Source organism: Pseudomonas sp. ok266 (genome assembly GCF_900110195.1).
Taxonomy (GTDB): Bacteria; Pseudomonadota; Gammaproteobacteria; order Pseudomonadales; family Pseudomonadaceae; genus Aquipseudomonas; species Aquipseudomonas neuropathica.
This window is the reverse complement of sequence record NZ_FOCU01000003.1, coordinates 254103-281080: the sequence shown is the minus strand read 5'-3', so window position 1 is coordinate 281080 and position 26978 is coordinate 254103. Positions and strand designations below refer to the sequence as shown.

The 26978-nt window shown below is 59.5% G+C and carries 23 protein-coding genes and 1 pseudogene; 12 read left to right on the top strand and 12 right to left on the bottom strand.

The genetic code is table 11. The annotated features are described in order from the left end of the window. Positions 1 to 53 precede the first annotated feature (53 nt). The 4 genes and pseudogenes from BMY54_RS07010 to BMY54_RS31275 form a co-directional block, all read left to right on the top strand. On the top strand, positions 54 to 530 hold the full coding sequence (locus BMY54_RS07010; protein ID WP_093430564.1) for an FxsA family protein: 477 nt from the start codon (positions 54 to 56) through the stop codon (positions 528 to 530). Between the two features lie 260 nt (positions 531 to 790). Then, positions 791 to 1084 carry a co-chaperone GroES gene (locus BMY54_RS07005; protein WP_007916610.1) on the top strand — a complete coding sequence of 98 codons (294 nt, stop codon included), beginning with the start codon at positions 791 to 793 and terminating at the stop codon, positions 1082 to 1084. A gap of 50 nt (positions 1085 to 1134) precedes the next feature. Next, the gene (gene groL, locus BMY54_RS07000) at positions 1135 to 2781 is read left to right on the top strand and encodes a chaperonin GroEL (RefSeq protein WP_093430563.1); all 1647 of its coding nucleotides are present in this window, start codon (positions 1135 to 1137) and stop codon (positions 2779 to 2781) included. 56 nt (positions 2782 to 2837) lie between these two features. Next, positions 2838 to 2945, top strand: a pseudogene (locus tag BMY54_RS31275) (metal ABC transporter ATP-binding protein); the annotation flags it as partial. A 28-nt stretch (positions 2946 to 2973) separates the two neighbouring features. Here the strand turns inward: BMY54_RS31275 and BMY54_RS06995 are convergent. Continuing rightward, positions 2974 to 3717: a phosphatase PAP2 family protein gene (locus BMY54_RS06995; protein WP_093430562.1), complete on the bottom strand. Its 744-nt coding sequence runs from the start codon at positions 3715 to 3717 to the stop codon at positions 2974 to 2976. A gap of 54 nt (positions 3718 to 3771) precedes the next feature. Continuing rightward, a complete protein-coding gene (locus tag BMY54_RS06990) occupies positions 3772 to 5721 on the bottom strand; it encodes an LTA synthase family protein (protein WP_093430561.1) in 1950 nt (649 codons plus the stop codon). Between the two features lie 203 nt (positions 5722 to 5924). Here BMY54_RS06990 and colR point away from each other — a divergent pair, with 203 nt between their 5' ends. The 5 genes from colR (at position 5925) to BMY54_RS06965 (ending at position 9653) form a co-directional block, all read left to right on the top strand. Continuing rightward, entirely contained in the window at positions 5925 to 6608 is a 684-nt protein-coding gene (gene colR / locus BMY54_RS06985; protein ID WP_041068401.1) for a two-component system response regulator ColR, read from the top strand. Beyond that, positions 6598 to 7872: a sensor histidine kinase gene (locus BMY54_RS06980; protein WP_093430560.1), complete on the top strand. Its 1275-nt coding sequence runs from the start codon at positions 6598 to 6600 to the stop codon at positions 7870 to 7872. Before colR ends, BMY54_RS06980 begins: the two co-directional genes overlap by 11 nt. Positions 7873 to 8033: 161 nt before the next feature. After that, positions 8034 to 8702, top strand: coding sequence for a class I SAM-dependent methyltransferase (locus BMY54_RS06975; protein WP_093430559.1), 669 nt, complete (start codon positions 8034 to 8036; stop codon positions 8700 to 8702). A 4-nt stretch (positions 8703 to 8706) separates the two neighbouring features. Then, the gene (locus BMY54_RS06970; protein ID WP_093430558.1) at positions 8707 to 9423 is read left to right on the top strand and encodes a lipopolysaccharide kinase InaA family protein; all 717 of its coding nucleotides are present in this window, start codon (positions 8707 to 8709) and stop codon (positions 9421 to 9423) included. A gap of 2 nt (positions 9424 to 9425) precedes the next feature. Continuing rightward, on the top strand, positions 9426 to 9653 hold the full coding sequence (locus tag BMY54_RS06965) for a hypothetical protein (protein ID WP_093430557.1): 228 nt from the start codon (positions 9426 to 9428) through the stop codon (positions 9651 to 9653). A gap of 175 nt (positions 9654 to 9828) precedes the next feature. On the opposite strand, the gene BMY54_RS06960 is transcribed toward BMY54_RS06965, so the two are convergent. The 10 genes from BMY54_RS06960 to BMY54_RS06915 form a co-directional block, all read right to left on the bottom strand. Continuing rightward, on the bottom strand, positions 9829 to 12864 hold the full coding sequence (locus BMY54_RS06960) for a multidrug efflux RND transporter permease subunit (protein ID WP_093430556.1): 3036 nt from the start codon (positions 12862 to 12864) through the stop codon (positions 9829 to 9831). 13 nt (positions 12865 to 12877) lie between these two features. Next, on the bottom strand, positions 12878 to 14026 hold the full coding sequence (locus BMY54_RS06955; protein ID WP_093430555.1) for an efflux RND transporter periplasmic adaptor subunit: 1149 nt from the start codon (positions 14024 to 14026) through the stop codon (positions 12878 to 12880). 180 nt (positions 14027 to 14206) lie between these two features. Beyond that, on the bottom strand, positions 14207 to 15307 hold the full coding sequence (locus tag BMY54_RS06950; protein WP_093430554.1) for a DUF1513 domain-containing protein: 1101 nt from the start codon (positions 15305 to 15307) through the stop codon (positions 14207 to 14209). A 14-nt stretch (positions 15308 to 15321) separates the two neighbouring features. Further along, positions 15322 to 16386, bottom strand: coding sequence for an imelysin family protein (locus tag BMY54_RS06945; RefSeq protein WP_093430553.1), 1065 nt, complete (start codon positions 16384 to 16386; stop codon positions 15322 to 15324). Positions 16387 to 16413: 27 nt separating this feature from the next. After that, entirely contained in the window at positions 16414 to 17841 is a 1428-nt protein-coding gene (locus tag BMY54_RS06940; protein ID WP_093430552.1) for a di-heme oxidoreductase family protein, read from the bottom strand. 318 nt (positions 17842 to 18159) lie between these two features. Then, on the bottom strand, positions 18160 to 19503 hold the full coding sequence (locus tag BMY54_RS06935; RefSeq protein ID WP_093430551.1) for an imelysin family protein: 1344 nt from the start codon (positions 19501 to 19503) through the stop codon (positions 18160 to 18162). A gap of 211 nt (positions 19504 to 19714) precedes the next feature. Beyond that, on the bottom strand, positions 19715 to 21766 hold the full coding sequence (locus tag BMY54_RS06930) for a putative bifunctional diguanylate cyclase/phosphodiesterase (RefSeq protein ID WP_093430550.1): 2052 nt from the start codon (positions 21764 to 21766) through the stop codon (positions 19715 to 19717). A 333-nt stretch (positions 21767 to 22099) separates the two neighbouring features. Next, complete coding sequence (locus BMY54_RS06925; protein WP_007918933.1) at positions 22100 to 22696, bottom strand: superoxide dismutase; 597 nt, start codon at positions 22694 to 22696, stop codon at positions 22100 to 22102. Between the two features lie 176 nt (positions 22697 to 22872). Next, complete coding sequence (locus BMY54_RS06920; protein ID WP_093430549.1) at positions 22873 to 23475, bottom strand: LysE/ArgO family amino acid transporter; 603 nt, start codon at positions 23473 to 23475, stop codon at positions 22873 to 22875. A gap of 5 nt (positions 23476 to 23480) precedes the next feature. Beyond that, positions 23481 to 23882, bottom strand: coding sequence for an ACT domain-containing protein (locus BMY54_RS06915; protein WP_093430548.1), 402 nt, complete (start codon positions 23880 to 23882; stop codon positions 23481 to 23483). Positions 23883 to 23978: 96 nt separating this feature from the next. On the opposite strand from BMY54_RS06915, the gene BMY54_RS06910 reads away from it, so the two are divergent. The 3 genes from BMY54_RS06910 to BMY54_RS06900 all read left to right on the top strand — a co-directional run bounded on the left by BMY54_RS06910 (position 23979) and on the right by BMY54_RS06900 (position 26890). Then, complete coding sequence (locus tag BMY54_RS06910; RefSeq protein WP_093430547.1) at positions 23979 to 24872, top strand: LysR family transcriptional regulator ArgP; 894 nt, start codon at positions 23979 to 23981, stop codon at positions 24870 to 24872. Positions 24873 to 24926: 54 nt separating this feature from the next. Further along, positions 24927 to 25919 (top strand): NAD-dependent epimerase/dehydratase family protein, encoded by a 993-nt coding sequence (locus BMY54_RS06905; protein WP_093430546.1) that lies wholly within the window; start codon positions 24927 to 24929, stop codon positions 25917 to 25919. A 116-nt stretch (positions 25920 to 26035) separates the two neighbouring features. Next, positions 26036 to 26890, top strand: a complete 855-nt coding sequence (locus BMY54_RS06900; protein ID WP_093430545.1) for an ATPase — start codon at positions 26036 to 26038, stop codon at positions 26888 to 26890. Positions 26891 to 26978: the final 88 nt, after the last annotated feature.

The following is a 26978-nucleotide window of genomic DNA, read 5'->3' as shown; positions in this document are numbered from 1 at the left end:
GCGACGTCATCTAAGGCTTACTGCAAGGCATTTCTTGCGTTGAGGAAACTTTGATGCGCCCTTTTCTGTTGCTCTTTCTGCTGTTTCCGGTGCTGGAGCTGTTCGTATTCGTCAAAGTGGCAGGGGCTATCGGGTTTTTCCCGGCCCTGCTGCTGATCATTGTCGGCTCGATGTTCGGCATTTTCGTGCTGCGCGTCGCCGGTCTGGCCACTGCATTGCGTGCCCGTGAAAGCCTGAACCGCGGCGAACTGCCCGCGCAAACCATGCTGGAAGGTTTGATGCTGGCATTGGCCGGTGGCTTGTTGATTCTGCCGGGCTTCATCAGCGACGTGGTCGGTCTGGTCATGTTGTTGCCAGTCAGCCGTCGATTGCTGGCGAACAAAATGCGCCAGCGCGCTGAAGAACAGGCCATGCGCCAGCGTGCGTTCGCCGATGACCTGCAACCCCGTGGCGGTCCTGCACCGCGCCAGCCTCTGGGCCGCGAGGGTGATGTGATCGAAGGCGAGTTCGAACACCGCGACAACAAGTAACTGCTCTATCTACACGGCACCTTCGGGTGCCGTGTTCGTTTATGGGCTGCTTTTGTGCAACACATCGGTGAAAAATTTTTCGCCTCGCCCTTGTAATCAGCTTATGCGCCCTTATGTATCGGTCACCGAAAGGTTTCCGGTATTTGAACCGGACAGACTTCCGCGGTTCGCTCGACGAATCGCAACCGGCGCAGGCCGGATTTGTTAAACCCGCCGGGACTACACCGGCCGATGAAAACCACAATTAGGAGAGATCGACAATGAAGCTTCGTCCTCTGCATGACCGCGTCGTAATCCGTCGCAGCGAAGAAGAAAAGAAAACCGCTGGCGGTATCGTCCTGCCAGGTTCGGCTGCTGAAAAAGCCAACCACGGTGTGATTCTCGCTGTAGGCCCGGGCAAAGCTCTGGAAAACGGCGAAGTGCGTGCACTGTCCGTGAAAGAAGGCGACAAGGTTGTGTTCGGTCCTTACTCCGGCAGCAACACAGTGAAAGTCGACGGCGAAGACCTGCTGGTAATGAGCGAGAACGAAATCCTCGCTGTTATCGAAGGCTGATAACCCCGTTCATTTTCCCGCTACTACAAAGTATTTAAGGAATATCGATCATGGCTGCTAAAGAAGTTCTGTTTGGCGATTCCGCCCGTAAAAAAATGCTCAAGGGCGTCAACGTCCTGGCTGACGCTGTAAAAGCGACCCTGGGCCCGAAAGGCCGTAACGTGATCATCGAGAAGAGCTTCGGCGCTCCGACCATCACCAAGGACGGCGTTTCCGTCGCCAAAGAAATCGAACTCGAAGATCGCTTCGAAAACATGGGCGCGCAGCTGGTCAAAGACGTTGCCTCCCGTGCCAACGATGACGCTGGTGACGGTACTACCACCGCTACCGTTCTGGCTCAGTCGATCGTCAACGAAGGCCTGAAAGCCGTCGCTGCCGGCATGAACCCGATGGACCTGAAGCGCGGTATCGACAAAGCGACCATCGCTATCGTCAAAGAGCTGAAGAACCTGTCCAAACCATGCGCTGACACCAAGGCAATCGCTCAGGTAGGCACCATCTCCGCCAACTCCGACAACTCCATCGGCGACATCATTGCCGAAGCCATGGAAAAAGTCGGTAAAGAAGGCGTGATCACCGTTGAAGAAGGCACTGGCCTGGAAAACGAACTGTCGGTTGTTGAAGGCATGCAGTTCGACCGTGGCTACCTGTCCCCGTACTTCGTCAACAAGCCAGAGACCATGGTTGCCGAGCTGGACAGCCCGCTGATCCTGCTGGTCGACAAAAAGATCTCGAACATCCGTGAAATGCTGCCAGTGCTGGAAGCCGTTGCCAAAGCCGGCCGTCCACTGCTGATCGTTTCCGAAGACGTTGAAGGCGAAGCCCTGGCGACTCTGGTTGTGAACAACATGCGTGGCATCGTCAAAGTCGCAGCCGTCAAGGCGCCAGGCTTCGGCGACCGTCGCAAGGCCATGCTGCAGGACATCGCAGTTTTGACCGGCGGTACCGTTATCTCCGAAGAGATCGGCCTGAGCCTGGAAGCCGCTACCCTGGAAAACCTGGGCAGCGCCAAGCGTGTGACCATTTCCAAGGAAAACACCATCATCGTTGACGGTGCCGGTGCAGATTCCGACATCCAGGCGCGTATCGCTCAGATCCGTGCTCAGGTTGCTGAAACTTCCTCGGACTACGACCGTGAAAAACTGCAAGAGCGTCTGGCCAAGCTGTCCGGCGGCGTTGCAGTGATCAAGGTTGGCGCTGGTTCCGAAGTTGAAATGAAAGAGAAGAAGGCCCGCGTTGAAGACGCCCTGCACGCAACCCGTGCAGCCGTTGAAGAAGGCGTGGTACCTGGCGGTGGCGTTGCGCTGATCCGCGCTTTGCAAACCCTGGTTGACCTGAAAGGCGACAACGCTGATCAGGACGTGGGTATCGCTGTGCTGCGTCGCGCTGTTGAAGCACCGCTGCGTCAGATCGCTGCCAACAGCGGCGACGAGCCAAGCGTTGTCGTCAACGAAGTCAAGAACGGCAAAGGTAACTTCGGTTACAACGCTGCGACTGGCGAATACGGCGACATGATCGAAATGGGCATCCTGGACCCAACCAAGGTGACTCGTTCCGCTCTGCAAGCGGCATCGTCGATCGGCGGTCTGATCCTGACCACCGAAGCAGCTGTAGCTGACGCGCCGAAGAAAGACGGCGCTGCAGGCGGCGGCATGCCAGACATGGGCGGCATGGGTGGCATGGGCGGCATGATGTAAGCCAGCCTTACCCCTGTAACGCAAAACCCCGCTGGCGCAAGCCAGCGGGGTTTTTTATTGCCCAAATTTCAGCTTCACACCAATCCCCTGTGGGAGCGAGCCTGCTCGCGAAGGCGTCGGTTCAGCCAACATTAATGTTGAATGACACACCGCATTCGCGAGCAGGCTAGCTCCCACAATTGGATTTATATGTCAGGCGCTGACCGGTTGTGCCTTGACCACGGCCTCGGTTTTCACCGCCGGGCGATACAGCACCCAGTAATACGACCCCAGGCAAATCAGCCAGCAGAAAATCGCCGTCCACACGTTGTGCGAAAAGAAGTGCGCACCCTGCATCATCCGGCTGATCGAAAACACCGAACCCAGCGCAAAGGCAAAGATAAACGCCTGACGGGCCAGACGCGGACGGCGATCACGCAGGACAAAGAACAGCGCAAACAAGGTGAACCCCGTCGCCGCATGACCACCAGGCCAGCAACGGCCGGGTTTGTCGGTTTGTGGACGATGTTCCATCAGTTTGCTGTAGGTTTCATGGCCGCCAAATTGCTCCAGGCTCCATGGGCACTGCACCGCCGTTACGGCTTTGACCGGGGTGACGAACGAGGTCGCCAGGCCCAGCGACAGCACCAGACAACCCAGTTCGCGCTTGAACGGTTTCAGTCTGCCGACGAAGAACGAGCCGAGAAACCCCAGCACCGCAAACACCGAAAACGCGATCACCACCTGCTTGGCGCGATCGTGCAGGATGTCTTCCAGGAAAAAACTGTGGCGGCCAATGAAGTCGCCGGCCACCGGGTCATAGAACAACCGCGCCAGCACCATGTCCAGGTCGGTCATTTCCAGCAGAATCAGGCTTATCGCCGCGATGATTGGAATACCCAGATACAGCCACAGATTCAGCGGGCGAGGGGTAGGGCGTACAACACTTGATGACATGTCGGATCCTGAACAAAAGAAAACGCCCCGGGGCATCAGCCCGGGGCGTTTCAATTAACGTTCGCTGACTTGTGGAACACCCTCCTTGGGTGCTTTCCAGGCAAGCAGCTGTTGCTTGAAGCCATAACTGGCGGTTTGGTAATAGGTGATGGCGCGGCTGATCAACGGATCATCGCTGGAGGCCCGCGATTCGCGGCTCTCGGTCAGCGCATCGTCATGCCGACGCAAGCCTTGGCGCGGGCTGAGGATCGCCAGATCCTTGCCGTCAAACAGGCCCAGATGCTGGTAGTTGCCGACCACGACGCGTGGTGGCAGTGGGTTGTCCTGTAGCAGGTTGCGCCCGAAGAACGTCGACTCGTAATCCATGTTCAACAAGCCCAGCAGCGTCGGTGCCAGGTCGATCTGGCTCGCCAGTTGGCCATTCTCGCGAGGCTCGATCAGCTTCGGTGCATAAATGAACAGCGGAATTTGATAGTTGGCAATCGGCAAGTCTTCTTTACCGGCGCTGCCCGCCGTGTGATCGGCGACGAAGATGAAGATCGTGTTGTCGAACCACGGTTTTTGCCGCGCCTGGTCGAGGAACTGGCCAATCGCATAGTCGGTGTATTTCACCGCGCCATCGCGACCGTTACCGGATTTGATGTCGATCCGGTCGTCCGGGTAGGTGTAGGGACGATGGTTGGAGGTGGTCATCAACTGCAACAGAAACGGTTGCTGTTTGGCATAGTCGGCATCGGCCAGCTTCAGCGTCTGTTTGTACAGATCCTCGTCGGCCATGCCCCAGGCGTTCTTGAAGTGAATCTCGGTTTCATCAACGCTGCTCTGGTCGACCACCCGATAGCCGTTGCCACTGAAGAACGCGTTCATGTTGTCGAAGTAGCCGCGGCCACCGTAAACGAACACGCTGTCGTAACCCACCGCGCTGAGTTGCTGGCCAAGGCTGGCAAAACCGCTCTCGCGACCGATACGCTTGACGATCGAACGCCCCGGGGTTGGTGGGATGGCCAGTGTGATGGCTTCCAGGCCGCGGTCGGTGCGGGTGCCGGTGGCGTAGAAATTGCTGAAATACAGGCTCTGTTTACGCAGCGCATCCAGATTGGGCGTCAGGTCGCGTTTGTCGCCGTTACTGCCCAGGTATTTGGCGCTGAGGCTTTCGATGGTGACCAGGACGATGTTGGGTGTACGCGCAGTGCCGGGATTGTCGATCATCCGGCGGATGTCCTGTGGGTCCTGACCCATGAAGCGCGCGTTGGGCTCGCTCAGTTCGGCGCGAATCTGTCGGGCGACCACCTCGGGCGTGTGGCTGCTGTAGAACTGCGTGTAATCCAGTTCGTTGTTCCGGAACGCGGCGAAGAACTGATACGGGCCGTTGCTGGCCAGTTCGTTCTGATAGGCATTGCCACCTTGCGCACGTGGCGCATCCTGGCTGAGCAGTTGCAGGCTCAGACCGGCAATGATCAACAGCCCCAAGGCATTGAGCAGGCGCCCACGCAGCGGCGGCAATGGCGCATTCAGCGCGGCATTGAACGGTTTGCGCAGGGCAAAACCGAGCGCGACGGCCAGCAACGCCAGAATGCTCAGCAGCGTGCCGATCGGGTAAGACTCCAGCACGTTGTTCAGCACTTCGTCGGAATACACCAGATAGTCGACCGCGATGAAGTTGAAGCGCACACCGAACTCGTCCCAGAACAGCCACTCGGCCACCGCCACGAACAGCATGGCGAACAGGCTGACGGTCAGCAGCCCTTGCAGAAACCAGCGATGGCCACGGCGGCGCCACAGGGCCGGCGGGCAGAGCAGCAGGTACAGGCCCATCGGCAACGCCGCATAGGCAAGAAACCCCAAGTCATACAGCAAGCCGATGCCAAACAGCGAAAGCGTGCCACCGCCGGCCTCATCCAGATGAGTCAGCAACAGAACGGTTCGAGTCAGGAGAAATACCAGCAGCCACACACCGGTGACCAGCAACAGAAGGCGCACAGGCGCCGTCTTGAAAAAGTCCATTGTCTACATTTCCTTATATCTAATGGCGCGAGAGTCTCGCGTTGTCACTGTAGTCAGGTTGTGAACCAATAGTGAAAAACTCGTTAAGGTTTGAATTTGCTTGAGAGAGTTGATTTACGAGGCTTTCAGCCCTAGCTCTGAGCTGGCGATGGCCTTAAGCTGCGCGAGCCATGACGGCCGTTACTGTGTACGGAGGAGTGCCCATGCGAATTCTATTGGTTGAAGACAACCGCGATATCCTCGCCAATCTGGCCGATTATCTGGGCCTCAAAGGCTATACCGTCGATTGCGCCCAGGACGGTCTGTCGGGCCTGCACCTGGCGGCCACCGAGCATTACGACCTGATCGTGCTCGACATCATGTTGCCCGGCATCGATGGCTACACCCTGTGCAAACGTCTGCGTGAAGACGCTCGTCGGGACACGCCAGTGATCATGCTGACCGCTCGCGATCAACTGGACGATCGTCTCCAGGGTTTCAAGTCCGGGGCTGACGATTACCTGGTCAAACCCTTCGCCTTGTCCGAGCTGGCCGCGCGCGTCGAAGCAGTGATGCGTCGGACCCAGGGTGGCGGGCGCCGGGCGTTGCAGGTCGGTGATCTGAGCTATGACCTCGACACGCTTGAGGTTACCCGCGAAGGCAAACTGCTGAAACTCAATCCGGTCGGCCTCAAGCTGCTGGCGGTGTTGATGCAGAAGAGCCCGCACGTCCTGCGCCGGGAAATTCTCGAAGAAGCGCTGTGGGGCGATGATTGCCCGGACAGCGACAGCCTGCGCAGCCACGTCCACCAATTGCGTCAGGTGATCGATAAACCGTTTGCCAAGCCATTGCTGCAAACCGTGCACGGCGTCGGTTATCGCTTGGCCGAGGGCCGCGATGGAGTTTAAGCAAAGCCTTTCCCAGCGGATCATCATTGCCTTTGCGCTGATGAGCGCGCTGGTCGCGGGGGCCTTTGCCATGGGCATCGTCGCGACCGTGCACCTGGTGGAAGAAAAATTGATTTCGGCGGGGCTGGGCGGCGATCTGCAACGGCTTCTGCTGATGGACAACGTTTCGGACTGGAGCCATCGCCCGGAACCCGACCAGTTGTTCTATTTCAGTGGCGGGCCGGGCGATTTTGAGCTGCCCAAGGACCTGCGTCACCTTGATTCGGGTTTCCATGAAGTGTTCCGCGAGCAGCTGTCGTATCACGCGATGGTCGAGGTCGTCGACGGTCGGCGTTATGTGCTGCTGCAGGATCAAAGTGATTTCGAAGAGCGCGAGCGCGTGCTGTTTGCCGTGGTGCTGGTCGGCTTTGTGCTCAGCCTGGCCCTGGCGGTTTTCCTCGGTTGGGTGCTGGCGCGCAAGGTAATGGCGCCGGTGGTGCGCCTGGCCCGGCAGGTACGCCATCGCGATCAGTTGCTTGGTCTGGCGCCGCCGCTGGCACCGGATTACGCGGCAGACGAAGTAGGCGAACTGGCGGTGGCGTTCGATGCCACGCTGGGGCGTCTGCGTCAGGCGCTGACACGTGAAAGATTGTTCACCAGCGATGTCAGTCACGAGTTGCGCACGCCGTTGATGGTATTGGCCAGCTCCTGTGAGCTGCTGATGGAAAACCCGGCCATCGATCAGCGTGGGCGCAGTCAGGTCGAGCGCATTGCCCGGGCCAGTGAGGAAATGCGCGAGCTGGTGCAGACCTTCCTGATGCTCGCCCGCTCTCAACGCGAAGATGCTGGTTCGGCGCCGCAACAGAATCTCGCCCAAGTCGCGGACAGCTTGTTGTGCGTGTGGCGTGAGCCGATCGAAAGCAAAAGGCTGACCTTGCAGTTCGAACCAGGAAATCCGCCGACCACGTGCTACAACGCAACGTTGTTGACCGCGGTGATGGGCAACCTGTTGCGCAACGCTTGTCACTACACCGAGAACGGCTTCATTCGCCTGACACTCACGGCCAACGGCTTTGTGGTGGAAGACTCCGGTGTCGGCATTCCGGAAGAAAAACGCGAAGCCATGTTCGAACCTTTCGTGCGTGGCAGCGAAAAGCGTGGCGAAGGCCTGGGGTTGGGATTGTCGCTGGTGCAGCGGATCTGCGAGAACCAGGGCTGGACTGTCAGCCTGAGCACGATGGAACCCAATGGCTGCCGCTTCGAGGTGGATCTGGGCAAAATCTGACGCACGGAGTGGCTCGATGCTACTCCCTCCTTCCTGTCTAATTCCTGTATAACGCTGTAATAATTTGTCTGTTTACCGGACATTTTTTTCACAAATGGATGACCTGACGCTGACACGCCGCTCCTTAAGGTGGTGACATCAGCAATTCAGGAGTCCAGGTGATGGCCGGTCCGATCAAACTCGATTTTTCCGAGAAGTACGACGATCAACACGCGCAGAAATACCTGCGCAAGCACAAAGAAAGCCTTGGACGTCGTCTCTCCCACTGGCGTGACGAACAGCTGGCCCGCAAGGCGCTGGCGTCGGTGGGTGAACCGGGACTGGTGCTGGATCTGCCTTGCGGTGCCGGGCGTTTCTGGCCCTTGTTGGGCGAAAAGGCCAACCGGGTGATTATCGGCGCGGACAATTCCGAATCGATGATCAAGACGGCAATGCAGTCGCAACCGGCCGATGTGGTGAAACGGGTACAACCCTTGCACACCTCTGCCTTCGATATTGCCTTGCCTGACAACGCCGTCGACAGCATTTTCTGCATGCGTCTGCTCCACCACATCGGTGAAGCCGAGCATCGCCGGGCGATTCTGCGCGAATTCGAGCGCGTTACCCGGGACAGTGTGATCGTTTCGCTGTGGGTTGATGGCAATTTCAAAGCCTGGAAACGCCAGCGAGCCGAGCGCAACCGTGACAAACGCGAGTATCAGAATCGCTTTGTGTTACCGGCCGCTACGGTGGAAAAGGAGTTCGAGGAAGCAGGTTTTCGGATTCAGGAACAACTGGACTTTATTCCGCTCTACGCCATGTGGCGGGTTTACGTATTACGCAAGAGGTAACAGGATGGCAGTGCAATTTGCAGCAGAAACGGATGTCGCTCCGCAAGATCGCTTTGACTTTTACTGGAACCAGCGCGGCGAGTGGGTGGAAGAACCCAATGTTCGACGTGGCGGGGAAAGTGGCGTGCAAAGGGTCGTGGGGCGCGATGGTCAACTGCTGTATGCCAAGCGCCAGACCGGTCACATCTATCGCAGTTGGTTGCACCCTTTTGGCCGTCCTACTGTTTTGCGTGAACTTGATGCGCTGACCGGCGTGAGCAAGCTCGGTGTGCGCGTGCCGCAAATCGTTTTCTGCGGCGCTCAGCCTGATCCTCAGCACAAATGGCGCGCTCTGCTGGTCACCAAGTCCCTGGACGGTTTCCAGGAACTGGAACATTGGCTGGCGGCTGCCGGCGGTCGCGATCAGTGCGGTGATGTGGTTTATGAGCGCGTGCTCAAGGACCTCGCCGAGAACCTGGCGCGCATGCACAAGGGCCGTTGGCAGCACAGCTGCATCTACATCAAACACGTGTTTGTGCGTGTGACGGGCGAAGGCGAGTCGGCCAAGGTTGAAGTCGCGTTGATCGATCTGGAGAAATGCCGCCAGCGTCTGACCGCCTATCGCGCCGCTTCCCACGACATGAAGCAATTGCGCCGCCATTCGTCGTTCCGCGACACGGACTGGAAAAAACTCGTCTACTTTTATGAGACGGCGTTTGGCAGCGCTATCAAAGGTTTATAGCGATGAAACTAGAAATTGCACGAGGTTTGTTTTTGGTTGGAGCCTTGGCAGTTGCGTCATTGGCGGTGGCTGCCTGGGAGCAGCCCCGCATGCAGGTAGTGGGCTCGTCCGTAGACGACGCCCACTGCGCAGTCCCACGGGTGGCAAAAGCCTCCGTGGCGACCAAACCCGATCATGATCTGTTGTTGTTCATGTTCGGACTTTCTCAAGGGATGAGGCCGCAGAGTTGAACCGATTGAAGCCCACATAAAAGGCCTCGCAGATGCGAGGCCTTTTTTTATGCGCGGATTTTATGGATAAACGCCAACCAAATGTGGGAGCGAGCTTGCTCGCGAAGGCGGTGTGTCAGGCACTATAAGTATTAACTGAAAGACCGCTTTCGCGAGCAAGCTCGCTCCCACAGGGTTATGCGGTTTGTTTGGGATCGGGTTTCGCCAGCAGGGTGTAAACGCACGGCAGCACAAACAGCGTAAACAACGTGCCAATCGACATCCCCGTGGCAATCACCATGCCGATATCAAACCGACTGACCGCACCGGCGCCCGTGGCGAGAATCAACGGCACCATGCCAAACACCATCGCCGCCGTGGTCATCAACACCGGGCGTAAACGAATCGCTGCCGCTTCCTCAACGGCTTCACGCGCCGTCAGGCCTTTATCCTTGCGCAACTGGTTGGCGAACTCGACGATGAGGATGCCGTGTTTACTGATCAGCCCGATCAGCGTCACCAGCCCGACCTGGGTATAGATGTTCATGCTCGACCAGCCGAGGAATAGCGGTATCAGCGCGCCGCAGATCGACAACGGCACCGTCACCAGGATCACCAGCGGATCGCGGAAGCTTTCGAATTGCGCCGCCAGCACCAGAAAGATAATCGCCAGCGCCAGCGCGAAGGTTACCCACAGGGCACTGCCTTCCTGCACGAACTGTCGCGATGCGCCGCCGTAGTCGAAAGCAAACCCGGCCGGTGCTTCTTCGCGGGCAATCTGCAACACGGTGTCGATGGCTTCACCCATGCTCACCAACGGGAAGCCGGAGATCTTCGCGGCGTTAAGTTGCTGGAACTGATTGAGCTGGCGCGGTCGTGCGCGGTCGCTGACCTTGATCAGCGTCGACAGCGGCAATAACTCGCCCTGAGTGTTTTTCACGTAGTAGTTGTTCAGCCAGTCCGGGTTATCGCGATAGGGGCGCTCGACCTGGGCAATGACCTTATAGCTGCGCCCATCAATGGTGAAACGGTTGATTTCCGCCTCGCCCAACAGCGTCGCCAGCGTACCGCCGAGATCCTGCATCGACACGCCCATCTGCGCTGCTTTGGCGCGGTCGATATCGACTACCACCTCGGGTTTGTCGAACGCCAGATCGAGGTCGACGAAAGCGAACTTGCCCGACTCCATCGCGCGCTTCTTGATCCGGTCAGCCACTTGCAGCAGCAGTTCATAGTCGTTGGCGGTGTTGACCACAAACTCGAACGGCAAGCCTTCGCCGGTGCCGGGCAGGGAGGGCAGGTTGAAACCAAAGATCTGCAGGCCGGGGATGGCACCCAGTTTGCCTTGTACCTCGGGGAGGATCTGCATCTGCGTGCGACTGCGCTCATTCCACGGCTTGAGCAGGAAGCCGCCGATCCCCGCCTGTACACCGTTGTAGCCGTTGATCTGGAACGAGGAGTAGTACTCCGGGAACTCTTTGAAGATCTTGATGAATTCGTCGGTGTAGGTGCTCAGGTAATCGAGGTTGGTTGGCTGCGGCGCAGTGGCCATCATGAAAATGATGCCCTGATCTTCGTCCGGGGCCAGTTCCGATTTGGTGAACTTGAGGAACACCGGGATCAGGCACAACACGATCACTGCGAACACCAGCACCACCGGCCGCGTGTTCAGCGTGCCGTGCAGCATGCTCTGATAGCGGCGCTTGAGGCCGTCAAAAATGCGGTCGAGGCGATGCGCGAGGCCGCTGGGATTTTCCTCGTGGCGCAGCAAAAACGCGCACATCATCGGCGACAGGGTCAGGGCGACGATTCCGGAAATCACCACGGCGCCGGCCAGGGTCAGCGCAAACTCCTTGAACAACGCTCCGGTCAGCCCGGTGAGGAAACCGATCGGCGCATACACCGCCGCCAGGGTGATGGTCATCGACACCACCGGCATGGCGATTTCCCGTGCGCCTTCCAGCGCCGCATCAAACGGCGTCTTGCCTTCCTCGATATGCCGGTGAATGTTTTCCACCACGACAATCGCATCGTCCACCACCAGACCGATGGCGAGCACCATCGCCAGCAGCGTCAGCAGATTCATCGAGTAACCCATCATCTGCATGAAGAACATCACGCCGATCATCGACAGCGGAATGGTCACCACCGGGATTAGCACCGAGCGCAATGCGCCGAGGAACAGGAACACCACGACGATGACGATCAGCACCGCCTCGAACAGGGTTTTTACCACTTCATCGATCGAGGCCTGGATAAACAGCGTGGCGTCGTAGGCGATCTCGCTTTTCAGGTTCGGCGGCAGTTGCGCTTCCAGCTCGGGCATCAGCTTGCGCACTTCCTTGATCACATCCAGCGGGTTGGCGCCCGGGGTGGCCTTGATGCCGATGTACACCGACGGCGTGCCGCCAAACGAGCTGATCGAATCGTAGTTTTCCGCGCCCATTTCCACCCGCGCGACATCACTCAGCAACACGCGGCTGTCGCCACTGACCTTGAGCGGAATCGCCGCGAAGGCTTCAGCGGATTTCAGTTCGGTGTTGGCGTTGATGCTGGTGACCACATACTCGCCTTTCACTTCGCCGGCGGCGGAGAGGAAGTTGTACTGGCGCACGGCGTTGGTCACATCGCTGGCGCTGAGGCCGAAACCGGCGAGTTTCACCGGGTCGAGCCACAAGCGCATGGCGAACACCTGATTGCCGAGAATCTCCGCCTCGGCCATGCCCGGCAAGGTCGCCAGTTTTGGCTGGATCACCCGTGACAGGTAGTCGGTGATTTGCGGGTTGCTCAAGTCCTTGCTGAAGAAACTGATGTACATCAGCGCCGAGGCGTCGGCGGACTCCTTGCTCAGCACCGGGTCTTCGGCGTCCTGTGGCAGCTTGTTTTTCACCTCGTTGGCTTTGGCCAGCAGTTCGGTGAACAAACGGTCGGTGTTGGAGCCGATGCGCGCGTAGATCGAGATCACCGAGAAGTTCTGCCGGCTGACCGAAGTCATGTAGTCGATGCCTTCGGCGCTGGCGAGGCTCTGCTGCATCGGCTGGGTGATGTAGCCCTGAATGGTTTCGGCGTTGGCTCCGGGATAAGCGGTGGTCACCGTGATCAGGGCGTTTTCCATTTGCGGGTATTGGCGCAGCGGCAACTTGCTCCAGGCCTGAAAGCCCAGCAGCACAATCAACAGGCTGACCACGGTGGCGAGCACCGGGCGGCGAATGAACGGATCAGTAAAAGCCATGGGATTTCCTTGATCAGTCGGCGCGCGGCGGACTGTTCTGCTCGCCGAGGGTCTTGTCGTCGCTGATGGCAATGTGGGCACCGTTGTCCAGTTTGATCTGGCCAGCCGTCACCACTTGTTCGCCACTTTGCACGCCCTTTTTGATCATCACCAGGCCATCGCGGCGCTCACCGGTTTCGATGAAGCGGCGTTCGGCGATCAGCACCGGTTGGCCCTTGTCGTCCTTTTCGACGCTGCCGTCTTCGGCTTTCTTTTGCCCGACCACGTAGATCGAGTTGCCGTAGAGGGTGTAGGTGATCGCGCTCTCCGGCACGACAATGTGTTTCTGCGGATCCGGCAACAGCACCTCGAGGCTGGCGAACATGCCCGGCAGCAATTTGCCGTCGGGGTTGGCCAGCGTGGCGCGAACCAGAATGTTGCGCGTTGTGCTTTCGACGATCGGGTTGATCGCGCTGATCTTGCCGGCGAAGTTTTGCTTGGGATAGGCGGCGACAGCGATCTGCACAGGCTGACCGATGGCCAGTTTCGGCACCGATTGTTCGGGCAGGTAGAAGTCGGCGTAGAGGCTGCTCAGATCTTGCAGCGTGGCGATTTTGGTGCCGCTGGCGAGGTAGTCGCCGACGTCGACCTGACGGATGCCGATGGTGCCGCTGAACGGTGCGAGGATGCGTTTTTTCGCCAGCGAAGCGTTGAGCTGATTGACCGTGGCTTTGTTTTTTTGCAGTACAGCGGAGAGCCGGTCGTACTCGCCTTTGGAGATTGCGCGGCTGTCGACCAGTTGCGCGCCACGGCCGAAGTCCAGTTGCGCCAGCCCGAGATCAGCCTTGGCGGTTTCCAGCAGGGCGGTTTCGACGCCACTGTCGAGTTGCAGCAAGGGTTGCCCGGCCTTGACCTTCTGTCCGGACTCGAACTTGAGTTCGGTGACGGTGCCGGCCACTTCCAGGCTCAGCTCGACACCTTGCAGCGCCTTGAGCGTGCCGACGGTGGGCAAACGCATCTGCCACGGTTGCTCGGTGGCATTGGCCACGGCAACGCTGATCGGCGGTTTCGGCTTGGAAAAGCCCTGGATCATTGTGTAGATCGAAAAGGCTTTGTATCCGCCCAGCACCAGGACGATCAACAAAACAACACCCAACATGATCAGCATGCGGCGACGCAGCATATTTCCAGTTCCTTGGATAAATCAGGTGAGACAGGCGGGCACATTACTCCGAGTACAGGGGGGATTCCAACTGGCAGTTCTTACAGGGGGGCGCAAAAAGACCGCAGCCTGCGGCAGTTCCTGCAGAGGAGTGCATTCCAATGCAGGAGCTGCCGCAGGCTGCGATCTTTTAAGGCAGTTTTACGCCATCAAATGCAGATGGTTGTCCCAGAGCCCCGCCGGTAATTCCAGTGGCTTGGCCAGCAGCTCATCCTGACGGCAATCGTAGTAACGGCAACGTCCTTGCCCGGAGGTCACGACAAAACCGTCCTTCACCGCACCCACACCCGCGCAATCGGGCAACGGCGCGTCGAGGCGCACCTCGCCACTGTCCAGATCCCAGATAAAGAAGCGGTTGCCACGCGGCGCCGTCAGCGCAACCAGGCGCAAGTCGCTGTGCACCGCAACACTTGCGGTGTAATGCCCCATCGACTGCAACTGATGCTCCGGCACCGGGAACGCCACGAACGGCTGCCCCGGACGCTTGATCGCCAGCAACTCCGAACGCTCATGCGAGGCGCCCATGAACTGCTGACCGGCGACGATGGTGCCGTCGCTGGCGATGCCCAGATGGCGCACGCTGTTCATCTGCTGGGCGAGCGTTTCCTTGCTCAGCAGGGTGCCATCGCGCTGCATCAGCACCAGACTTGGCTCCATGGCGTTGAGGTTCATGTCGACGCGGCTTTCCGCCTCGGTACGAATCCCGCCATTGGCCACCACCAGCGTCTCGCCGTCAGGCATCCACGACACCTGATGCGGACCGAGACCGTGGGTGGAAATCTCGCCCGTGTGCACCAGTCGCTCGCCTTCGAACTTGTAGACGCCGAGCAGGCCACGGCCAGGATCGGTGGTGTCGTTCTCGGTGGCGTACAGGTATTCGCCGTCCTTGTGCACCACGGCGTGGCCGTAGAAGTGCCGGTTCGGCTGCGAGGTCACGGTCTGCAGCAACTTACCGTTGCGCAGGTCGATCAGGTAGCTTTCGGTGCCCGGACGCCGCGCGACGAACAGCGCAATCGGCTGCGTCGGATGGTTGATGATGTCGTGGCAACGCTGCCCGACTTCGGTGGCGAACACCCGCGTGCCATCCAGCCGATAGCCGACGGCGTAGTGTTTGCCGTCGGTGTCGTCGCGCGCCGACAGCAACAGCGGGCTCTGATCCTTGCGTTTGAACAGCGTCCAGCCGCCCAACGTCACTGCTCCCAGCAGCGCACTACCTAAAGTCAGAACCTGACGTCGCAGCATGGCACTTGCCCTCATCAGTCACCGTCGTTGGCGTTGAAGCCCAGTTGGATGCCCAGCGCCTTGGCCAGTTCGCCTTCGTGCAGGCGATGGACGACGTTGAGGCTGTCGTAGATGTCGTTCAGTTGCTGACGACCGGCGTCGTCTTCAAGCATTTCGCCGAGCGAACGCTGAGTGCTGTCGAGCAGTTTCAGCGAAGCGGCGTAGGCAGCGTCGATCTTGTCCGCCAGTGGCTTCTGCTCAGCCGGCAACAGACCGCGCAGGCCTTTGTTGTCGACACCTTCCCAGACGGTTTTGGCAGCGGCGAGGCTGGCTTCCAGTGCGGTCAGCGAGGACTGGCTGCGCCAGGCATCGGCCTGGAACGGTTGAGGCACGCCTTTGCTCTGACGGCCCATTGGCGTGCCGAGTTTTTTCTTCAGAGTGTCCAGTGCAGTGACCTGCACGCGCAGCAGATCGGCGATCGCTTCGTGGGAGTCGGCATAGCGCTGGTTGGGGAACTTGGTCATCTGCGCGAGCATGCCGTCAGTGTTGTTCCAGCCCTGCAGAATCTCTTCGGCCAGTTGCTTCTGTCGTTCGCCAATGGCGATCAGCAGTGGGCAGTACTTGGCTTTCTGCTCGGCGTTGGCCACGTCAGGCTTGGCGTCGAACAGGATGTACTCGTACGCCGACAGACCTTGAACGACTACGCTCGATTTGGCCAGGGCGGCGGCGTCGATCTGCGGCTGCGCGACGACCAGTTGCTCGACCTGACGGCCGACGAGGTTCTTCTTGTCCGGCCAGAACTGTACCTGCCACGAACGGTTGCCCTCGGCCAACGGGCCGATCAGCAGCGGTTGCAGCTCGGCCCAGGCTTTCTGCGCGTGCAGGAAATCGGCGCGGGCGGTTTCCAGGGTTTCCTTGCCCTGGCAGTAGGCGAGGGCGCTGACCGCCAGTTGCTTGTCGGCCTCGACCCAACGGGTGTAGGTCGGCAGGATCACCGATTTGGCGATGGCCGCCGACGTGACCGCTTGCGGATCCTGCGGCGAGCAGGCGCCGAGGGCGAGCGCGGCAAGGCTGGTGAACAGTAGCTTGGGACGGAACATGTCGGGCTCCCGATTCTTTTTCAGTGTTTAAAGTGAGTTCAAAAACGCCAGCAGCGCGGCACGCTGCTCGGCATTGAAAGACAAAACCTGTTGCTGCGCGGCTTGTGCTTCGCCGCCATGCCAGAGCACCGCTTCGAGCAGATTGCGCGCGCGACCGTCATGCAAAAACTGTGTGTGGCCGCTGACGGCTTGCGTCAGGCCGATCCCCCACAACGGCGGCGTGCGCCAGTCGCGGCCGGAGGCCTGGAATTCCGTACGGTTGTCGGCCAGGCCGTCGCCCATGTCATGCAGCAACAGATCGCTGTATGGACGAATCACCTGATTGGCCAGTTCAGGTTCGGCTGCGTTGGCGACGGTGGTGTATTTCGGCGTGTGGCACGAATCGCAACCGGCCTGGAAAAACAGGTTCTTGCCGGCCAGCACTTGTTCATCGTTGACGCCACGCCGCGCGGGTACGGCGAGGTTACGGCTGTAGAACAGCACCAGACGCAGGATGTTGTCGCTGACTTCCGGCTCGCCGTCCGGGCCATTGCCGTTCGGTGCCTGTTTGCAGGCAATTTGCGCCTCGGTGCAGTCATCGAAGGGGCGCAGACTGGTGGTGAGGCCCATGTCACCGGAAAACGCGTGGACGTTCTGTTGATTGAGGTTCGGTTGCCCGGCTTTCCAGCCGAATCTGCCCATGACGGTCTTCTGCAGCGCATCATCCCAGACCTGATTGGGACGGCCATTGATGCCTTTGTTGTCTTTGGCTTGCGCGGCGGCGTTGGCCAGGATCGCTTCTTCGGGGATCGCTTCGAGCAGGCCCAGACCAATCATCGGCGGCGCGACGCGGGCCGAGAAACGCGTGTCCGGGTGCATCGGGCCGTAGCCCAGTTGGGTGATCTGCAACACTGGCTTGCGCAATTCGACTTCGGTGCCGTCCTTGAAACGCACGGGCACTGGCGTGTAATCGACGCGCACTTTGCCTTCCGGGGCGACGCCGGGCACGGCCATGTCCTGGAACTGACCGCCGTAGACCGGCTCCGGCACTACGCCAGCCTGCTCGATGAGCCGGGCATATTCCGGCGCGTCGGGGATCGACAGCCTGACCAGCATCGACACCGCGTTGGCCGCATCCGGCGTCGGTGGGTGGCCGCGACCGTCCTTGATGTGGCAGTTCTGGCAGGCGTTGGTGTTGAACAATGGGCCGAGGCCATCGCGCGCCGTGGTGGTCGACGGTGCAATCACCCAGGGGCTGCGGAAGAAACTGTTGCCGACACTGAAATCCACTCGCCGTGACGGTGGCAGGTTGGCCGAGGGCAGGGAGAATGCGTTCTGATCGGTCTTGCGCACGGTCGCTGCACCGCCCGAACGTGCTTCACCCGGCTCAGCCTTGGTGAAACGCGGGGCGTCATCGCAGGCACTCAGGCCCAGGGCCAGCAACAGTGCGGACAAGCGAAGAGGCAGCGAGGGCATCAGACATCCTGCGGACGGGCGAAAATAAAGGCGCAAAGTCTAACAGGGCGAAGGAGTTTGAATAAGAGGAATTATCGTTTGCTTGATATGAAGCAAACCTAAAGGCCAATGCAAACCTTGTGGGAGCGAGCTTGCTCGCGAAAGCGGAGTTCGTCGCTCTGCTGGTGTTGCGCCAGATGCCGCCTTCGCGAGCAAGCTCGCTCCCACAGGGATTGGTGGTGCACTTGATATTGGGTACACCTTGAAGCAGGGGGTTGTGTTTGGCATGCATGAAAAAGGCGACCCGAAGGTCGCCTTTTTTTGAATCGGACGCAGTGATCAGAACTCGTGATCAGCGTTGTCCGGGTTCAGGTCGCTGATGCCCAGTTTGCCGGCAGCGGCTTCGATCGAACCGGTCTGCTTGACCAAGGACGCGATGGCGTCGCGAACGATCTGGTTGCCCGCAGTGTTGCCGGCAGCGATCAGTTGGTCGTAGTGCTCACCCTTGTTGGCGTGATCGACCATGACCTGGATCTTCGCTTCGGTAGCGGCCAGATCGGCTTTCAGTGCGGTGTCGGCAGCCGGGTCGGCCTTGGCCACCAGCGACGACAGGCTGGCGCCGGTCATTTTGGTGCCGTCAACACGGGTGTACTCGCCCAGGTAGACGTTACGAATGCCTTTGGCATCGTAGAAGTGCGAGTTGTGGGTGTTGTCGCTGAAGCAATCCTGCTCGTCTTCAGGGGAGTTGGCTTCGAGGGAAACCTTCATACGCTCGCCCGCCAGTTCACCCAGGGACAGGCTGCCCATGCCGAAGAGCATTTTGCGCAGACCGGTTTCGCCCGGCTCGGCTTCCAGGGTGGCACGGTAGTTGTCAGCCACGTTCGGCTTCCAGTTACCGACCATTTCTTCCAGGTCGCTGACCAGCAGTTGGGTCACGGACTTCAGGTAGGCACGACGACGATCGTTGTGACCGCCAGTGGCGCCGGCGCCTTCCAGGTAGTCGGAGGCCGGACGGTTGCCAGCGCCAGGGCCGGTGCCGTTGAGGTCCTGGCCCCACAGCAGGAATTCGATCGCGTGGTAGCCGGTGGCGACGTTGGCTTCGGAACCGCCCAGCTCGTTGAGGCTGGCGAGTTTTTCCGGGGTTATGTCTTTGACGTCGACCTTGTCTTCGCCGACCTGAACTTCGGTGTTGGCGATGATGTTGGCGGTGGCGCCCGGGTTACCCAGAGCGTGCTCGTAGGATTTGTCGACGTAGTCGATCAGACCCTCGTCCAGTGGCCAGGCGTTAACCTGACCTTCCCAATCGTCGATGATGGTGTTGCCGAAGCGGAACACTTCGCTCTGCAGGTACGGAACGCGCGCGGCGACCCAGGCAGCCTTGGCGGCTTTCAGGGTGTCGGCGTTCGGCTTGGCGAGGAAGGCGTCGACGGCGGTCTGCAGGGTTTTCGCGGTGGATTCGGCATCGCTGTAAACGGCGAAGACCATGTCGGCGTAGTGCGCGACCACAGCCTTGGCGGCGGCTTCGTCGACTTTACCGGCAGCGGCAGGCGCCGCAGGTGCGCTGGTGCTGGCGGCTGGGGTCGGTGCGGCCGGAGCGGCGGCCTTGTCTTTGCCTTCGCCGCAACCGGCGAGGGAAATAGCGATGGCCAGCAGACTGGCGGTAGCCAGAGGCATACGAATCATGGCGAACATCCTGCTTCGATAGTTGAGTGGACTCGCGCTGGGGGTGCGCAAAACTGCGACATAATGCAAATCTTTCGCATTATGTGTAAAGGGTTGTGGCTGGAAATATTTCTTATTTACGCAGATCAAAAGATCGCAGCCTGCGGCAGCTCCTACAGTGGGAACGCATTCCAAATGTAGGCGCTGCCGCAGGCTGCGATCTTTTGATCTTCTAGAGAATGGCCGCGTTACTGCGTTGCGCCTGTTTGAGATAGGCGCCCAGTTCCCGGGCCGGCAGCGGTTTGCTGTAGTGGTAACCCTGACCTTCGTGGCAGCCTTCGGAGATGATGTAGCTTTCCTGTTCGGCGGTTTCCACGCCCTCGGCAATTACCTGCATGCCCAGGCTCTTGCCCAGTTGAATGATCGCGCGAACGATGGTCGCATCGTCGTCGTCATCGAGCAGGTCCTGAACGAAGCTCTTGTCGATCTTGATCTTGTCCAGCGGCAGGCTTTTCAGATAGCTCAGGGATGAATAGCCGGTGCCGAAGTCATCGATGGCGATCAAAGCGCCAGAGCGGCGCAGGCTGAGCAAGTGCTGGGCGGCGGTGCTGATGTCTTCCATCAGGCCGGTTTCGGTGACCTCCAGTTCCAGACTGCGCGGTGGCAGGCGGTACATCTGCAGCAGGTTGTTGACCACGCGCGGCAATTCGGCGTGGTGCAGTTGCACGGTCGATAGATTCACTGCCATGCGCAGGTCGGCGAAACCCATATCGTGCCATTCGCGCAATTGCTTGCAGGCCTGATCGAGCACCCATTCGCCAATGGCGATGATCGTGCCGTTCTGCTCGGCCAGCGGAATGAACAGGTCCGGCGGCACCAGACCGTGTTCCGGATGCTGCCAGCGAATCAGCGCTTCGACGCCGACCACGCGGTGATCGCGATAGCTGATCTGCGGTTGATAAACCAGATAGAACTGATCGCGCAACAGTGCATCGCGCAAGTCTTTTTCCAGCTCGCGGCGGCGGCGCATCTCGCTGTCGACGCTAGCGATATAGAACTGATAACGGTTGCGCGAGCGGGTCTTGGCCAGGGTCATGGTCTGCTCGGCCTTCTGCAACAGCTTCTCGGTGCTGTCGCCGTCCTCCGGGAACAGGGTGATGCCAATGGTCGCGCGCAGGCGGATTTCCTGATGGTCGAGGGCGAACGGCGCCTCCAGATCATCAAGGATGCTTTGCGCCAGTTCGGCCGCTTCGTAAGGTTGCTCGATATCCGCTTGTACCAGTGCGAACTGGTCGCCGCCGAGGCGGGCGAGGGCGCCGAGGCGGCCGCTGTGGGCGCGCAGACGATCGGCCAGGGCCAACAACAATTGGTCGCCGGTCTGGTAGCTGAATTGCTCGTTGATGCCTTTGAAATCATCCAGCCCCACGCACAACACCGCGACCCGGCGTTGCAGCTTGCCGGCGTCGACCAGAATCTTGTCCAGTTGCTGCTGGAGTTGCTGGCGATTCGGCAGGCCGGTGAGGAAGTCGTACTGGGCCATGCGCAGCAGGCTGTTTTCCGCTTCATGACGCAGATGGGTGTTGCGTTCGATCGACTCAAGCAACTGATTGGCGGTGTTGATCCAGATCCCCAGCTCGTTTTTTTCGTGGCCCTTGAGCTGCGGAATCTTGTGTTCGCTGGGGCGATCGGGGTTGATCTCGGTGAGGTGCTCGATGATCCGCGACAACGGCTTGGTCAGCAGCCAGTGATAGACCAGATACAACACCAGGCCCATGGCCAGTGCGCGCAAAACCCCGGAAATAAAGATGATCACCGAACTGACGATAAAGCCCTCGCCATAGGTGGCGGTGTCGAGGGTGATGCTCAGGTCGCCGTAGTACTCGCTGTACGGACCACGCCCTACCAGTTGCGTGGTGAAGGTGCGTTCCTGGCCGAGAATCAGGTCGGTCAGCCAGCGGCTGTTGGACTGCTGCAATTCGCGGGACTTCTGCGCGAGCATGGCTTCGTTGGGATGGCCGATAGAAGCCTGACGCACGGCATCGTCCTGGAACAGGCCTTCGATCACCTGCATGCCCATTTCCCGGTCGAGGCTGTAAACCGCCTGGGTCGAGGGATCGCGGAACATGTCGAGGATGCGTTCGGCGTCGCCGGCAACGGCCTGGCGGGTTTTGTAAGCATCGAAAACGATCTGTGCGCAGCTCAAGACTACGCCGACGATCAATGCCGACAGGAGCACGACCCGGAGCAACTTCACCGACAAGCTGTTCTTGAGTTCCAGCTTCAAAGGGTTATTCCTTGTTCCGTGCGGGTAGCGTCAAGTTGCCATGAGTATTGGCAATCCCGAGTTTGCAGTCAAAGGGACAATCAGACCGGGGACGATTCGCCCATAGCCTTGGCCGAAATGCTGCTGTCTGGAGTATTAGCCCTAATTTGTACTATGTCGGTAGTTTCGCACCTCAACTTGAGCGGTTCGCAGCATTTTTTCCTCTTTTTGATGTTAGCCCGCTGTGGCATGGCGGCAAGCAGCGGCAGACAGCTTTCAGCGTGAGAAAAACGCTATTTAAATGCAGGCATAAAAAACCCGGCAAAAGCCGGGTTTTTTTGACTGGCGCGCAGCTTAAGCGGTGAAGGTTTTGCCTTCGAACTGCTCAGCAACGAACTTCCAGTTGACCAGGTTCCAGAACGCTTCGACATACTTCGGACGAACGTTGCGGTAGTCGATGTAGTAAGCGTGTTCCCAGACGTCGCAGGTCAGCAGCGGGGTGTCGCCGCTGGTCAGCGGGTTGCCGGCGCCGATGGTGCTGGCCAGAGCCAGGGAACCGTCAGCCTTTTTCACCAGCCAGCCCCAGCCGGAACCGAAGGTGCCGATCGAGGTTTTGCTGAACTCTTCCTTGAACTTGTCGAACGAACCGAAAGCAGCATTGATGGCTTCAGCCAGCGCGCCGGTTGGTTGACCGCCGGCGTTTGGCGCCAGGCAGTTCCAGTAGAAAGTGTGGTTCCAGACCTGAGCGGCGTTGTTGAAGATACCGCCCGAGGAAGTCTTGACGATTTCTTCCAGGGTCTTGCCTTCGAACTCGGTGCCTGGCACCAGGTTGTTCAGGTTCACGACATAGGTGTTGTGGTGCTTGTCGTGGTGGTATTCCAGGGTTTCCTTGGAAATGTGCGGCTGCAGGGCATCGTGTGCGTAAGGCAGCGGCGGCAATTCGAAAGCCATGATGATTCTCCTAATCAGGTCTGTTGCGGTGAGCGCAAGGCCGATCACGGGCGGCCAGAAATGCACCGGCGAGTTTTTACTCTTTGCGGCGCAGGGTTTCGATCATAGCACCGGGGTTGCGCCATAACCACGCAACAACTGTGTGGGATAGAGGTTCCAGAGCGGTTTGGAATAAATCAGCTCGCCAATATCAACTGCCCGGCGACCGTGAACATCATCAGCGCCACCACCAGATCAAGAATCCGCCAGGTACTCGGACGTGCCAGATATGGCGCCAACCACGCAGCACCCAGTGCCAACGTGAAAAACCACAGCAACGAAGCACTCGCCGCGCCCACTACATAAGCGCCCGGCACCGATTGCTGCGCGCCGAGCGAGCCGATCAGCAACACCGTATCCAGGTAAACGTGCGGGTTGAGCAGCGTCACCGCCAAAGCGCTGAGCATTACCGCACGCAGCGAACGCACGGTCTGATTCTCGCCTTGCCCCATGCTCTGTTTCGAACACGCCCGGCGCAGCGCCTGGCTGCCGTACCAGATCAGAAACGTCGCGCCGCCCCAACGGGCAATCGCCAGCAGCATCGGGTTCTGCGCCAGAATCGTCGCCAGCCCGAATACTCCGGCCGCCACCAGCAGCGCATCGCAAACCACGCACAACGCCGCCACGGGCAGGTGATGTTCACGACGCAGGCTCTGCGCCAATACAAAAGCGTTCTGCGTGCCGATCGCCATGATCAGCCCGAACGCCACCAGCAGGCCGTTCACATAGCTTTGCCACATAACAATTACTCCGCGTTGGCTGCGAGATCGCGCAGCACTTGCATGGCGCGTTCGGCGTCGGCCTGGCCGACGAACAAATGGTCGTGGTAATAGCCGGCAATCACGTTGCAACTGATCCCGGCCTTGCCCAGTGCCGTGGCGAATGCGGCGGTGAGGCCCACGGCTTCCAGCGCCGAGTGCACGTTGAGGGTGATCCACGCGGCGATGTAGTCGAAACTGAAACCGGCCTGTTCAGCTTGGGAGCGTTCGAGAATCACGGTCAGGCCTTCCTGTTCGCGGAAGCTGCCGACGATCTCCAGATCCTTCGGTAACACGCCATCGGGCAGGGTGCAGAATACGTATTCGCCGGCGTTCAATTGCGGGCTCATGCTGCGCAACAAGGTTGTGAGTGAGGTTTCGCCAGCCATTGCAGTGATCCTTGATAAAGAGTGCTTGCTGGCTATTCTCCGGGCGAAACCTGTATAAGAAAAACCAATAGTGCTGATCGCTCATTAGGAAAACTGATGTTCGACTACAAATTGCTTTCTGCTCTGGCCGCTGTGGTCGAGCAGGCCGGCTTCGAACGGGCCGCGCAGGTGCTGGGTTTGTCGCAATCGGCGATTTCGCAGCGGATCAAACTGCTCGAAGCGCGGGTCGGCCAACCGGTGTTGATTCGCGGCACGCCACCGTCGCCGACCGAGATAGGCCGGCGTCTGCTCAACCATGTGCAGCAGGTGCGTCTGCTCGAGCGTGACCTGCAAACCCTTGTGCCCGCGCTGGACGAGGAGGGGGTGCCGGAACGTTTGCGCATCGCTCTTAATGCCGACAGCCTCGCCACGTGGTGGGCCAAAGCGGTGGGAGATTTTTGCGCCGAACAACATTTGCTGCTCGATCTGATTGTCGAAGACCAGACCGTCGGCCTCAAACGCATGCGCGCCGGTGAAGTGGCCGCGTGCCTCTGCGCCAGTGAACGGCCGGTGGCCGGGGCACGCAGTGTGTTGCTCGGGGCGATGCGTTATCGCGCGCTGGCCAGCCCGGCGTTCATCGCACGGCATTTCCCCGACGGCGTGCGCGCCGAGCAACTGCCACGCACCCCGGCGCTGGTGTTCGGCCCGGACGACTTCCTCCAGCATCGTTACCTCGCCTCGTTGGGCGTCGATGGCGGATTCGAACACCATTTATGTCCTTCCTCGGAAGGTTTTATCCGCCTGATCGAAGCCGGACTGGGCTGGGGCCTGGTGCCGGAACTGCAAGTGCGCGATCAATTGCAACGCGGGTTATTGCGTGAACTGCTGCCAGATAAACCGATCGACGTGCCGTTGTACTGGCATCATTGGCGTAATGGCGGTCAGTTGCTGGGCTTGCTGACCGAGCAATTGCTGCGTTCTTCGGCGCAATGGCTAGTGCCGTTGGACTGAGGGCCAGCGTCAAGACACTCGAATCAGGCAAAACGAAAGACATCGGAGCTTTACATGAAAATTCTGGTCACCGGCGCAAGCGGCTTCATTGGCGGACGCTTTGCGCGTTTCGCCCTGGAGCAGGGCCTGGACGTGCGGGTTAACGGTCGCCGGGCCGAGAGCGTCGAACATCTGGTGCGCCGTGGCGCCGAGTTTGTCCCCGGCGACCTGACCGATCCCGATCTGGTCCGCGAGCTGTGTTCCGATGTTGAAGCCGTGGTGCATTGCGCGGGCGCCGTCGGGCTGTGGGGCCGCTATCAGGACTTTCATCAAGGCAACGTGCAGGTCACCGAAAACGTTGTCGAAGCCTGTCTGAAACAGCGCGTCCGCCGTTTGGTGCATCTGTCGTCGCCATCGATCTATTTCGATGGCCGCGATCATTTCAACCTGACGGAAGAGCAAGTACCCAAGCGCTTCAAGCATCACTACGCCGCGACCAAATATCTGGCTGAGCAAAAGGTTTTCGGTGCGCAGGAGTTCGGCCTGGAAACCATTGCCCTGCGCCCGCGTTTCGTCACCGGCGCCGGTGATATGAGCATCTTCCCGCGCCTGCTTAATATGCAGCGCAAGGGCCGCCTGGCGATCATCGGCAATGGCCTGAACAAAGTCGATTTCACCAGCGTGCAGAACCTCAACGAAGCGATGCTCAGCAGCTTGCTGGCCGCCGGTTCCGCACTGGGCAAGGCCTACAACATCAGCAACGGTGTGCCGGTACCGTTGTGGGATGTGGTCAATTACGTGATGCGCAAGATGGAAGTGCCGCAGGTCACCAAGTACCGATCGTATGGTCTGGCCTACAGCGTCGCGGCGCTCAACGAAGGTGCATGCAAGCTCTGGCCCGGGCGTCCGGAGCCAACCCTATCGCGGCTCGGCATGCAGGTAATGAAAAAAAATTTCACCCTCGACATCAGCCGCGCCCGGCATTATCTCGACTACGATCCGAAAGTCAGCCTGTGGTCGGCGCTGGATGAGTTCTGCGGCTGGTGGAAAGCTCAGGACATCCGTTGAAACGATTCGGCCGGGCGGCAATGAACCGTGTAGCCGCTTGGGGGTCAATCCCTGCGGCTGCGGCGGTTATACTTCGCAGCATTTAGCCATCACCGCGTTTCACAAAGGTTGCCTCAATGTCCATGCGTAATGATGCCCACGACGATTTCGATGATGTCCCGAGCCTGCGTGCCGACACCTTCGACGACGATGACATTCCGACCACCGCTCGCACCTCCGTGCATTCGCGCACGCCGCCCGTGGTCAAGGTCAAGGCGGCCAGCACCGGCCCGTTGTGGGCGTTGGTCGGCGCACTGTTTTTCGCCTTCGTCGGTCTGGCCTGGTGGAGTTTCCAGCAAATCTCGTTGATGGAGCAGCAACTGGTTGCGACTCAGGAAAGCTTCGCGCGCATCAGTGAAGAAGCGGCGGGGCGCTTGCAGGACATTTCCGGCAAGGTCGTGGCCAGCCAGTCCAACGTCACCAGCGACAGCGAAGCCCTCAAGCTGCAGATCAAACAGCTCGAAGGCAAGCTGCTCGATCAGAGCAAACAGCAGCAAGGCGTCGCGGGGCAGGCCAGTGATCTGGACAAACGACTGGCACAGATGACCGCGCAGACCACTGAACAGCAGAACGCCAATACCCAGTTGCAGGCGCAGGTCAAAGCCTTGACTGCGGAACTGGCGACGGTGAAAAGCACGCCGGCCGACACCAGCAAGGTCGACGCTCAGTTGAAGGCCTTCGATGCGCAATTCAAAAGCCTTGGCGCCGATATCGCTGCATTGAAGAAACAGGGCAACCCGAGTGCGGCGATCGATCGACTTGAGCAGGAAATCGTCGTGCTCAAAAGCGAGCAGGACAACCGCCCGGCAGCCCCGCAAGGCGGCGGCAATACCGCCGAGTTCGACGCTTTCCGCGGGCAGATGACCCGCAACATCAATACCCTTCAGGCGCAGATTCAGAACCTGCAGCAGCAGATCAATTCCCGCCCGTAAGACTTGCTCAACGGTGGTGAGGCTCGCCTCACCACTCAAGCCGCGAAACGTTCAGAAACCCTCTGAATATCCATGCATCAGCCCAAGC

Excerpts from the sequence above, each read along its gene's own strand:
- BMY54_RS07010 (WP_093430564.1), top strand. The coding sequence starts at position 54 with ATGCGCCCTTTTCTGTTGCTCTTTCTGCTGTTTCCGGTGCTGGAGCTG.
- BMY54_RS07005 (WP_007916610.1), top strand. The coding sequence starts at position 791 with ATGAAGCTTCGTCCTCTGCATGACCGCGTCGTAATCCGTCGCAGCGAA.
- groL (WP_093430563.1), top strand. The coding sequence starts at position 1,135 with ATGGCTGCTAAAGAAGTTCTGTTTGGCGATTCCGCCCGTAAAAAAATG.
- BMY54_RS06995 (WP_093430562.1), bottom strand. The coding sequence starts at position 3,717 with ATGTCATCAAGTGTTGTACGCCCTACCCCTCGCCCGCTGAATCTGTGG.
- BMY54_RS06990 (WP_093430561.1), bottom strand. The coding sequence starts at position 5,721 with ATGGACTTTTTCAAGACGGCGCCTGTGCGCCTTCTGTTGCTGGTCACC.
- colR (WP_041068401.1), top strand. The coding sequence starts at position 5,925 with ATGCGAATTCTATTGGTTGAAGACAACCGCGATATCCTCGCCAATCTG.
- BMY54_RS06980 (WP_093430560.1), top strand. The coding sequence starts at position 6,598 with ATGGAGTTTAAGCAAAGCCTTTCCCAGCGGATCATCATTGCCTTTGCG.
- BMY54_RS06975 (WP_093430559.1), top strand. The coding sequence starts at position 8,034 with ATGGCCGGTCCGATCAAACTCGATTTTTCCGAGAAGTACGACGATCAA.
- BMY54_RS06970 (WP_093430558.1), top strand. The coding sequence starts at position 8,707 with ATGGCAGTGCAATTTGCAGCAGAAACGGATGTCGCTCCGCAAGATCGC.
- BMY54_RS06965 (WP_093430557.1), top strand. The coding sequence starts at position 9,426 with ATGAAACTAGAAATTGCACGAGGTTTGTTTTTGGTTGGAGCCTTGGCA.
- BMY54_RS06960 (WP_093430556.1), bottom strand. The coding sequence starts at position 12,864 with ATGGCTTTTACTGATCCGTTCATTCGCCGCCCGGTGCTCGCCACCGTG.
- BMY54_RS06955 (WP_093430555.1), bottom strand. The coding sequence starts at position 14,026 with ATGCTGCGTCGCCGCATGCTGATCATGTTGGGTGTTGTTTTGTTGATC.
- BMY54_RS06950 (WP_093430554.1), bottom strand. The coding sequence starts at position 15,307 with ATGCTGCGACGTCAGGTTCTGACTTTAGGTAGTGCGCTGCTGGGAGCA.
- BMY54_RS06945 (WP_093430553.1), bottom strand. The coding sequence starts at position 16,386 with ATGTTCCGTCCCAAGCTACTGTTCACCAGCCTTGCCGCGCTCGCCCTC.
- BMY54_RS06940 (WP_093430552.1), bottom strand. The coding sequence starts at position 17,841 with ATGCCCTCGCTGCCTCTTCGCTTGTCCGCACTGTTGCTGGCCCTGGGC.
- BMY54_RS06935 (WP_093430551.1), bottom strand. The coding sequence starts at position 19,503 with ATGATTCGTATGCCTCTGGCTACCGCCAGTCTGCTGGCCATCGCTATT.
- BMY54_RS06925 (WP_007918933.1), bottom strand. The coding sequence starts at position 22,696 with ATGGCTTTCGAATTGCCGCCGCTGCCTTACGCACACGATGCCCTGCAG.
- BMY54_RS06920 (WP_093430549.1), bottom strand. The coding sequence starts at position 23,475 with ATGTGGCAAAGCTATGTGAACGGCCTGCTGGTGGCGTTCGGGCTGATC.
- BMY54_RS06915 (WP_093430548.1), bottom strand. The coding sequence starts at position 23,882 with ATGGCTGGCGAAACCTCACTCACAACCTTGTTGCGCAGCATGAGCCCG.
- BMY54_RS06910 (WP_093430547.1), top strand. The coding sequence starts at position 23,979 with ATGTTCGACTACAAATTGCTTTCTGCTCTGGCCGCTGTGGTCGAGCAG.
- BMY54_RS06905 (WP_093430546.1), top strand. The coding sequence starts at position 24,927 with ATGAAAATTCTGGTCACCGGCGCAAGCGGCTTCATTGGCGGACGCTTT.
- BMY54_RS06900 (WP_093430545.1), top strand. The coding sequence starts at position 26,036 with ATGTCCATGCGTAATGATGCCCACGACGATTTCGATGATGTCCCGAGC.